We start from the raw sequence: 11,239 nt of genomic DNA on the forward strand, positions 1-11,239 counted from the left end.
AGAGTGGGTCGGATGAAGTGGTTGCGTTGGCCGGGACTGCTCGCCCCGGCGTCGGTGCTAGTGCTGGCGCTGATCGGCGCGCTGCTGTGGTTGACGTGGCCCGATGAGAAGGAGCTGCCGCCCCGCGAACGACGGTACGAGGCGTTCACCGCCTGTCTGCTGACCGATGACGAGGGCTTGGCGGGCACGGAGGCGAAGGCGGCGTGGGCCGGCATGCAGGCGGTCTCCACCGCGCAGCTGATAAAGGTCCAGTACCTTGCGGTCGATGGACCGCAGACGACCGCCAACGCCCTGGCCTACTTCAACACCATGGCTCTGGAGGGCTGTGGTGTCGTGGTGGCAGTGGGACAAGCACCGGTCGCCGCGGTGGAGGAAGGGAAGGGCCGCTTTCCGGAAATCCGTTACGTGACGGTGGGCGCGGAGCGACCGATCCACGGTGTGTACGCCGTTTCGGCTGGCAATGCCGAGGAGATCCGGGCGGGAGTCGAGTCGGCGGTGGCCCGCTCCCGAGCAAAATAATCTTACCTACATGGATGCTTGTGCTTACAGGAAACGTCCAGGAAGCTCTCCTCACGTATTCGTGATCGCGGGGGAGGGCTGCCATGGGCGGTCAGCGGCAGCATGCGCAGGCGATGGCTCCGGGCCGCCCGCGCCGTCGAGGTCGGGTCGCTCGACGCATGGCGGCGGTACTCGTCCTGACGATGCTGATCACCACGGGGGCACCCTCCGCACCCTTGAACCATCCAGGCCGCAGTGGCTTTCCCCTGTCCTGGCTGTCCGATCTGTTCGCGGTGCGCTGGTCGTGGGCTGACCCACCCACGCCGAAGCAGCAGATGGGCCGCTCGCCTGACCGCGGCCACTATGTCGACTCGCCCAGGGCGCAGGACAACGCGCCGGTCCGGCCCGCGAAGGGCGAGCTGAAGCTGCGGAAGTCGTACCGGCCTGAGACCGGCAACCGGACGACACGGGCAGCGCAGGGCTTCCAGTCAGGCGTCAGCAAGCATCTCCCGGAAGCCTCGACCAGCACCTCCGACGTCTTCCAGAACGCGGATGGCTCCTACACCCGCCGGGTCCACGCGTCCGCCGTCAACTTCAAGGACGGTCAGGGACGCTGGCAACGGATCGACAACGGGCTGGTGGGGAAGGGCGGGCGACTGCGAGCACGAGCGGTACCGATCGACGTCACCCTGAATCCCACGCTGGAGGCCGCGGACGGCCCGCTGGTGCGGATGAACCTCGGCGGGGGTCGGATACTCGGCTATGACCTGGCGGGAGGCACGATCAGTGCCGCGGTCATCGAGGGCAGTGCCGCGACCTACCGAAGTGTCTTTCCCGGCGTCGACCTGACGCTCCGCCTCAACGGCAGCGAGGTCAAGGAGACGCTCACCTTTCACTCGGCGGACGTGGCCACCGAGTACCTCTATCCCCTGCACTTGTCCGGCTTGACCGTCCGATTGGACGACGACGGTCAGGTCGTGTTCGTCGACCCCGCCGGCAAGACCGCGGCGGTCATGCCGGCCGGCTGGATGCAGGACTCGAAGGTCGACCAGACAGGCGCGAGGACAACTTCACACGGGGTGCGGTACGACATTGTCGACCACGGCGACGGGCAGGCGCTGAAGGTAACGATCGACGGGGCCTGGCTCAGGGACCCGGCACGGACGTTCCCGGTCGAGCTCGATCCCACCACGGGAACCATCGCGACGACCACCGGTGACACGTACGTCCAGTCGGGCAGCACTGCTGTCCGCTCCACCGAGGACAACGTCGCCGTTGGAACCTTCGGAAGCGGCAAGGCCAAGGCTTTGCTGCCGTTCCCCACCTTCGGCACCACGTACGCGGGCAGGCGACTCAGCGCCGCAGACCTCAATCTCTTCATGAGCTATCAGGGCATCGGCAACGGCACCTGCGCCGCCCGACGTTTCGATGTCCACCGGGTGACGCAGAACTGGTGGGCGTCGTCGGTCACCTACGACACGTTCCCCACCTACAGCGCGTCGATCGGAAACGCGTCCCCGAGCAGCACCGCAGCCTGTGGGAACAACGGCAACCCTCCCAATCGCACGGTTGGCACTTGGGTGTCGGTGCCGCTGAACCCAGCCGAGGTCAACGAATGGGTGACCGGCGCCAGCAACTACGGCCTCGCCCTGACCGCGTCTGAGACCGACACCGCGGCGTGGAAGCGGTTCACTTCTACCGATGCGGGTGTGAAGTGCAATAACAGCGTCTACGGCCTGATCAGCTGTGGCCCCTTCATCGACGTCACCTACACCGACAACGTCGCCCCTCAGGTCGACACCCGGTACCCGTCGAACAACGCCACGCTCGACACCCTGACGCCAGAACTGATCGCCCAGGGCCACGACTCGGACAACTGGCCGGCGAAGGGACTGCGCTACAACTTCATCGTCTACAACGAGCAGGGAACGCAAATCACCAGTTCGGGCTGGGTCGCTGGTGGGGTGTGGAAGGTTCCGGCCGGCGTGCTGGCGTGGAAGAAGTCGTACCTGTACGCGGTCCAGGCCAACGACTTCTCCTCCACCGGTCCCACCACCCCGATGTACGCCTTCACCACCCAGGTGCCGCAGCCCGTGGTGTCCTCGGCGCTCGCGCAGAACGGCGACCGGGGGTACGACGGCAACGTCGGCAACTACACCACGTCCGACACTGATGCCCAGATCGCCTCCGTCGGTCCGGCCCTGACCGTCAACCGCGACTACAACAGCCTCGACACTCGGCTGGACAACGCGTTCGGACGGGGATGGTCGTCGATCGTGGATATGCGGGCGTCAGAAATCCGGGACGCGTCGGGCAACCTCCAGACCGTCGCCGTGCGTTACCCGACCGGTCAAGAGGTGGCGTTCGGCCGCAACAACGACGGGACGTGGGTCGCGCCGCTGGGCCGGCAGTCGGTCTTCAAGCCGATCACGGGTGGCTATTCTCTGACCGACAAGGACGTCACCTCCTACGAGTTCACCCAGGCGGCCGGATCGGGGCACTACCGGATCACGAAGATCACGGATGCTTCCGGGCGCGCCTTGGTCTTCCGGTACGACGCCGATGGCCAGGTGGACCGGATGACGTCAAACGCCTCCGGACGGGCGCTGTCGATATCCTGGTCCACGCCGGCGGGCGCCACGGTGCCCCACGTCGCGAGCGTCACCACCGACCCGGTCGTGGTCTCCGATCCGGCGTCGAAGCAGACCTGGACCTACACGTACGACGGCGACCTGCTGACCTCGGTCTGCGAGCCCGGGGCGGGCAGTGGATGCGCCACCTACCGCTACACGTCGGTCTCGCAGCATGCCAACACGGTGCTCAACAGCGATCCGTACGCATTCTGGCGCCTCAACGACGCCGCGGGTGCGACTGCGGCGACCAGCGCGGTGATCTCCGCGGACGGCGCCAATACCGGCTCGTACACCGATGTGACACTTGGCGAGGCACCACCACTGCCCGATTCGACGTCCACCTCCGCGTCCTTCAACGGCACGTCCTCTCTGGTATCGCTGCCGGACAAGGCGGTGGCGGAGAGTTCGTACCAGTCGATCGGCATGTGGTTTCGCACCAGCACGCCCAGCGGAGTGCTGTTCAGCTATCAGAAGGACCAGGTGACGCCGGGCGCTACGACCGCCGCATCCTATTCACCCGTCCTCTACGTGGGTGCCGACGGAAAGCTCTACGGCGAATTCGGCACGGCCGACCCGGCCAATGCGATGTCGTCGCCGAACGCGGTCAACGACGGCCAATGGCATCACGTCGCGCTCGTCGGGAACGGCACGAGCCAGCAACTGTTCCTCGATGGTGGGCGGATCGGCAGCCTGAATGCCGGGGTGAACCTTTACAGTTTGGACGCCAGCAAGGCGTACCTCGGTGCCGGCTTCCTCGGCGGGTCCTGGCCCAGCCGACCGAACAGTACGCCGACCGCCACGTTCTTCAGCGGTTCGATCGCCGATGTCGCTTACTACAACCGCGCTCTGAGCGACCGCGACATCACCTCGATGTACGCCTCCGGCCGCGCCGGCACGCCGCAGATGTCGCGCGTCACCAGCTCGGGCGGGCGGGTGCAGGCGCAGGTGGCCTATCACAGCGTGACGGGCCGGGTCAGTGAGATCACTGACGAGAACGGCGGCGTGTGGCAGGTCGGCGCGCCGAAGGCCTCCGGCTCGAGCCTGGTCTACGTGTCGTCGGTCCTCGGATCTCAGCCGACCGACTATTGGCGCCTCGGGGACACCGAAGCGCCGGCCGACGCGGTGAACGTCGTGCACAGCAACGAGGCCCGCTACAACGCGGTCACCTTCAACACCGGCCAAGCCGACACGAGCCCTTTCTCGGACACCTACGGCGCGATCTTCAACGGCACGTCCTCCTACGTCAAACCGTACGATCCCACCAACCAGCTGTATCCCGGCACGGACTTCCCGGGTGTCGAAGACGCCACGGTCGAGATGTGGTTCAAGACGCCGGTCAACCACGCGGCAAGTGGGGTCCTCTACTCCTACCAGCTGAACGAGCTGAACAACTCGCCGACCACGCCGAGCTGGACGCCCGCCCTGTACGTCGGCGCCGACGGGCTGTTGCGGGGAGAGTTCTACAACGGCACCTGGAACGCGCCGATCACCTCGAGTACGAAGGTGAACGACGGCAAGTGGCATCACGTCGTGCTGTCGGCATCCCCCACGCGGCAGACCCTCTACCTCGACAACAAGATGGTCGGGAACTTGGGTGCGATGGTCGCCACCAACGCATTGGTGTCGTACATCGGTGCGGGGACCACCAAGTCGTGGCCGAGTTCATCGGCCGACGTCAGCTACTTCAAGGGCAACATCGCGGAGTTCGCCTACTACGAGCGGGAACTGCCGCCGTGGGAGGTGGATGCCCACTACCGTGCCGCGAAGAGCGCCGCGCAGACAGGCCCAACAGCGACCCTGACGCCCGTTACGACCGTGAGCACCATTGATCCGACCAACAAGACGGCTACGGACACCTTCGACCTGGTCAACGGGAACCGCCTCATCGCCTCGACCGACGCGCTGGGTCGGACGACCTCCTACGGCTACGACGTGGGCGGCTTCGAGTCGGTGGAGTTCGACCCACTCGGTATGAAGACGGTGTCCGCACGCGACGTCCGGGGAAACGTCGTCCGCTCGACCGTCTGCCGGGATCAAACCTGGTGTGACAACACGTATTACAAGTACTGGCCGGACGCGACGACGGCCAACCTCGCCCCGGACCCGCGTAACGACCAGTTGATCGAGGTACGTGACGCTCGCTCGCAGGACGGGGCCGACAACACCTACCTGACCAAGTTGGGCTACGACACCTCGGGCAACCGAGTTAGTGTCACCTCGCCGCCGGTCGCCGGACACACGGCGGGGCGAACCACCACGATGACCTACTCCACCACATCGACCCCCGCGGTCGGCGGTGGCAGCGTGCCGCCCGGCCTGCCGCTCACCACGGTGTCCGCCAAGGGCGCAACGCAACGGACGGACTACAACTCCGCCGGTGACGCTGTCAAAATCACCGACCCTGCTGGACTGGTCACGGAGTTCACCTATGACGGGCTCGGACGCACCCTCACAAAGACCGTCAAGGCCGAGGCGCCACTGGGTGACCTGACCACCACCTACGTCTACGACGCCGCAGGGCAGGTCGTGGAGCAAACCGATCCGCCGGTCCTCAACCAGGTGACCGGCGCGGTTCACACCGCGAGGACCATCACCACCTACGACGCCGACGGAAATGTCACCTACCGCAAGGTCGAGGACACCACCGGCGGCGACTCCCCACGCGCTACCCGCAGCGACTACGACGAGCACGGCCAGATGGTCAAGACCGTCGACCCGGACGGCACTGTCACCCTGTTCGAGTACGACGACTACGGGAACCGCACCAGAACCGTGGCGTGCGGCAGCGAACCGTCAGCCGGGGAAACCTGCCCGCAGGACGACGTGCTGCGGATCAAGACTGAGACTTTCGACGCCGTAGGGCAGCAACTGACCACCACCATCACGGGGGCTGATGGCGTCAGCACCCGCGTGTCGTCGAAGGCGTACTACGCCAACGGAAACCTCGCCTCGGACACCGACGCGATGAACTGGGTCACCGAGTACGAGTACGACTTCAACGACAACGTCACGAAGGTGACCCGTACCGACGGTGTCAAGCGGTTCGTGCGGGAGGAGAACAGCTACGACGCCCTCGGCAACCTGGGCATGCAGCGCGCCGACAACGGCGCCAACTGGAGCCTCTACGACTACGATGCGGCCGGCCGACTCGTGTCCTCCACCGAGCAACCCTACGACCTGGAACGGGTGACGAAGTACTCCTACGATGCGGACGACCACATCGTCACCACCCAGAGCCTCGTCGGTCAGATGCAGACCCCGATGAAGACCGTCGAGAACACCTACGACCCGATGGGGCGCATCACCTCCGAGAGCGTCACCGTCAAGAGCGGCGCGCTGCCGACGGGTTGGTGGCGGATGGACGAGGCCGCCGGTTGGGAGGCGCAGGACTCCTCGCCGTCGCAGCGGACGATGTATTCCGAGTACAACCCGATCGGCCGCTCCGACGGCGCGGCGGTGTTCAACCGAACCGCCATGTACCGCACGGCCCAGCCGGCGCTGAACACGACCCAGTCGTACTCGGTGTCGGCCTGGGTGAAGCTCAGCGACCTCAACCAGGACCAGGCAATCGTCGGTGAGGGCGGCTACAACAACGGCGCGTTCTTCCTGAAGTACAGCAAGCACTTCAACCGGTGGGAGTTCATCTCCGCGCTCGCCGACACCGCGTCGACGAGCTGGACCGCCGTCGCCCGGTCCAGCGCTGTTCCCGCCGTCAACACCTGGGTCCACCTGGTCGGTGTCTTCGACTCCGGCACGAAGGACATGAGCCTCTACGTCAACGGCTCGCTCAACGGCAGTGGCACGAATCCGAGCCCTTGGAACGGCATCACCCCGCTCTCCGTTGGCGGCATCCTGATCGGCCCCAACGACTTGCAGATGGTCAACGGCGCCATCGACAACGTGCAGATCTTCCAGGAGGCGCTGTCGGCCGACGAGGTCTCCAGCCTCTACGGATCGGGCAACGGCCGTAAGGCGACAACGACGGTGACGCCGAAGAAGCTCACCACCGACTACACCGTCGACAAGCGCGGGCTGATCACCGCCATGACCGATCCGATGGGCAACCGGACCAGCTTCGAGTACGACTCGGCCGGAAACCTCGCCAAGGCCGTCGCACCGTCGGTGTCCACCGAGACGTTCGGCGGCGGTGCCCCTGTGCCAGCAGTACCGGTCTCCCGCACCGGCTACAACACGTTCGGCGAGGCGACCGAGACCCAGGACCCGCTGACCAACGTCCTCACCACCCGCTACGACGCCATGGGCCGGCCGGTCAAGACGATCAGGCCTTCCTACACGCCACCGGGCGGTGATCCGATCCCCGCCGCCGAGACAACCACAACCTACGACCGCCTCGGCCAGGCCACGTCGAGCACTGACGCACTCGGCAGGACCACCACCTACGAGTACGACTCCATGGGCAACACCGTCAAGGTGACGAACCCGGCCGGCAAGGTCACCACCTCTGCCTACGACAAGGTCGGCGACCTCATCGAGACCGTCGACCCCACCGGCGCCAAGACCACCGCCACCTACGACTACCTCGGGCGGGTCCTGACCAGCAGCCAGGTCGTGCGGCAGCCGACGCCGGCGACCAACACCACGGTCTACGACTACGGCACCGGTGCGTACGGCACAACGGCGGCGGCCGGGCCCTGGTTGCGCAAGGTCACCACGCCGGAGGGAGTCTCCTCCACCACCACCTACAACTGGGTCGGCGAGCCGATCAGCGTCACCGACAACGCAGGTAACACGACCACCACCGAATACGACGGCCTCGGACGACCGGTCCGGACGGTCCTGCCCGACGGCACGAAGAAGACCGTCGCATACGACGGCGTCGGCCGCGCCACCATGAGGCAGAACCTCGACGCGGGGAACGTCGTCCAGACCACCGAGCGGATGGGCTACGACGACAACGACAATCTGATCTGGATAAAGGACGCCCGCGGCACCACCACCAACTTCGGTTACGACGCCCGGGGCAACCTGACCAGCGAGACGCAGCCGGTCACCGGCACGAGCGCGATCGGCACATCGTTCGGCTACGACCTCGCCGGCAACCGAACCCGCTTCACCGACGGCCGGGGCAACGCGTTCTGGACCACCTACAACTCGTGGGGGCTGCCCGAGTCGCGCATCGAGCCGGCCACCTTCGCGTACTCGAATCTGCCTGACCGCACCTTCACGGTCAGCTACGACGCCGTGGGCCGGCCCGTTCGCCAGGACTCTCCCGGCGGTGTCAGCGTCACCAATGCCTATGACGAACTCGGCCAGTTGAGACGTGTCACCGGCGAGGGTGCCGAGGCGGCCACCGCAGACCGGGTGTTCGACTACGACGACGCGGGGCGCGTCACCGCCCTGTCCGTGCCGTCCGGCACCAACACCATCACGTACGACGACCGAGGGCTGCCGCTGAGCATCAGCGGGCCGGCCGACACGAACTCGTTCACGTACGACCGCGACGGTCGCATGGCGGCGCGTACCGACGCTGCCGGGACCACCGGTTACACCTACGACACCGCCGGCCGACTGAAGACCGTGGCCAACGCCACCACGGGCATCAACATTTCCGTCGGCTACAACAAGACCTCGCAGCCGGCAACCATCACCTACGGCGCCAGCAACAACGTCCGTACCCTCACGTACGACCCGCTGCACCGGTTGAAGACCGACACGCTGAAGAACTCCGCCGGCACTGTCACCCTCGGCTCCATCGCTTACGGGTACGACAACAACGGCAACGAAACCTCGAAGGTCACCAGCGGATTCGCCGGTGCGGCGAGCAACACCTACACCTACGACCTCGCCAACCGTCTGACGTCGTGGAGCAACGGGACGACGAGCACGACCTACGCCTACGACGATTCCGGAAACCGCACCCAGAACGGGTCGAAGACCTTCACCTACGACGCTCGTAACCAACTGCTCACTCAGAACGACGGGACGTCGTACACATACACGCCGCGCGGGACGCTCAGGCGCGCCGCCACGGGTTCGGGCACCTACACCACCGACGCCGACGCCTTCGGTCAGGTCATTGCGCAGCAGGCGGCGGGGGCCACCGTCACCTACACCTATGACGCCCTCGGTCGAGCGGTCAAGCCCGGATTCACCTACGCCGGTCTCGGTAACGACCTGGCCGGCGACGGCAGCACGATCTATACGCGCGGCCCCGACGGCGAGCTTCTCGGCGCCGGCGGCGGCAGCGGTGCCGGCTCCCGCTACACCTGGACCGACCAGCACACCGACGTGGTGGCACAGTTCACCGCGACCGGAACCGCGCTCGCCGGATCGACCGCCTACGATCCGCTCGGCAAGGTGCTCGGGACGACCGGCATGGTCGGCAACCTCGGTTACCAGTCCGAGTGGACCGAGTCGCTCACGGGCCGAGTCAACATGCACGCGCGTTGGTACAACACGGCGACCGGCCAGTTCGACACCCGCGACACGGTCGACGTCGGCGCGGTGCCCGATTCCATCGACGCAAACCGCTTCCAGTACGGTGACGGCAATCCGCTCACCACTGTCGACCCCACCGGGCACTTCGGCTGGTCGTCCTTCAAGCGTGGGGTCAGCAGCGTCGCGCGAGCGGTCACCAACCCTGTCTCCACCTTCCGGGCGGCGACCAGCTACACCAGTTCGGCGTTCACGTACGTCTCCTCTGGCCGTGCCTGGAACGACGCCAAGAAGGCAACCAAGAAGGTGACCACCAAGGCCAAAAAGGCCTGGAACGTCACCAAGACCTCGTTCGAACGCTGGAGTAAGAAGAAGGTCCAGCAGCTCAAGGACTCCTACCACGCGGCCCGGAGCTGTCTGTCCAAGGGCGTCGGCAAATGCGTCAAGGAAACAGCCAAGAAGACGGTCAAGAAGGCAGTCAACAGCGCCAAGGCCACAGTTGCGGCCATCAAGAAAGATCCATGGCGCTTCGCCGCGACCGCCGCGGCGGGACTGATCGCCACCGTCGCCGTCGGCGCGCTCTGTGCCACCGGGGTCGGCTGCCTCATCCTGGCCGGGGTTGCCGCCGGCGCGCTGTCCGCCGGCAGCGGCTACATGGTGGACGTGTCCCGGGGCGACTCGGAGTTCTCCTGGAGCGGCCTGGCCGGCACGATGATCGAGGGGGGCCTCGACGGTGGGCTCTCCGCCGGTCTCAGCCGCTTCACCGGTGGGTTGGGCACCAAGGCGCTTGGCGGGGGCGCCAGCCGGCTGCCGAGTCTCAGCAGCCGGATGCCCGGCGGCGGCGCGGTCCGTGCCGGTGGTGGCTCCGTCCGGGCCGCAACGGCAAAGGGGGGTGGCGCGGGTGCGTCCGCTCCCCGCAGTGCTGGTCGCGCGTCGGGCGGAGATTCGCCCGACTACGCTCGCCGGGCCCGGCAGGAGAATGCGGGCTGCCACAGTTTCGACCCGTCGACCCGGGTCCTGCTCGCTGACGGCAGCAGCCGGCCCATCTCCGACCTCAAGCTCGGCGACCGGGTCCTGGCGACGGATCCGAAGACGGGAAGGACGGCTGGCAAGCCGGTCACTCGCCTCCACCTCAACCGGGACAGTGACCTGACTGACGTCACGGTCAGCGACGGCAAGTCGGGCAAGCAGACGGTCCTCAAGACGACCCAGAACCATCCGTTCTGGGATGCCACCGACCGGCGTTGGGTGGACGCCGGGCAGTTGCAGCCCGACCACCGGCTTCTCGTCCACGACGCCAAGCGCCTCGAAGGCGACGGCAGCGGCGCGGGTATGGGTGGTGGTGGACCTGGACGCGCGGTCACCGTCGTCGCGGTCAGGAACCACAGCGGCGACAAGGAGATGCACGACCTCACGGTCGCCGACATCCACACGTACTATGTAGTCGCCGACAATGATCCAGTCCTGGTGCACAATTGCGGTGGCTCTCGCCCTCGGCATGATGCGACATGCGCATGCGCAGATACCGGCATTGTCACCGGATACCACCCGCAGGTGGGAGACACGGTTGTTCTCGGTAGAGCGGAGGTGGGAGTCCCGCTCGCCGAGAAGTTGAACGGAGTCCATTTCAATGGCAAGGCATACGCCAACATCGGGGAGAACGGTAATCCGCAATGGGTGAACGAAGTTCAGAATGCACTCGGTAATGATGG

At 66.3% G+C, this 11,239-nt stretch carries 2 protein-coding genes; both read left to right on the top strand.

Annotation, left to right across the window (positions count from 1 at the left end; all coding sequences use genetic code 11):
- The first annotated feature begins 12 nt into the window (after positions 1 to 12).
- Entirely contained in the window at positions 13 to 519 is a 507-nt protein-coding gene (locus A8711_RS16810) for a hypothetical protein (RefSeq protein WP_069088765.1), read from the top strand.
- Between the two features lie 83 nt (positions 520 to 602).
- Positions 603 to 11,239, top strand: a 10,637-nt coding sequence (locus A8711_RS16815) for a LamG-like jellyroll fold domain-containing protein (protein WP_141707669.1), incomplete at its 3' end; no start/stop codon positions are given.

The sequence above is a fragment of the Micromonospora sp. II genome, assembly GCF_001709195.1.
Lineage (GTDB): Bacteria > Actinomycetota > Actinomycetes > Mycobacteriales > Micromonosporaceae > Micromonospora > Micromonospora chalcea.

Excerpts from the sequence above, each read along its gene's own strand:
- A8711_RS16810 (WP_069088765.1), top strand. The coding sequence starts at position 13 with ATGAAGTGGTTGCGTTGGCCGGGACTGCTCGCCCCGGCGTCGGTGCTA.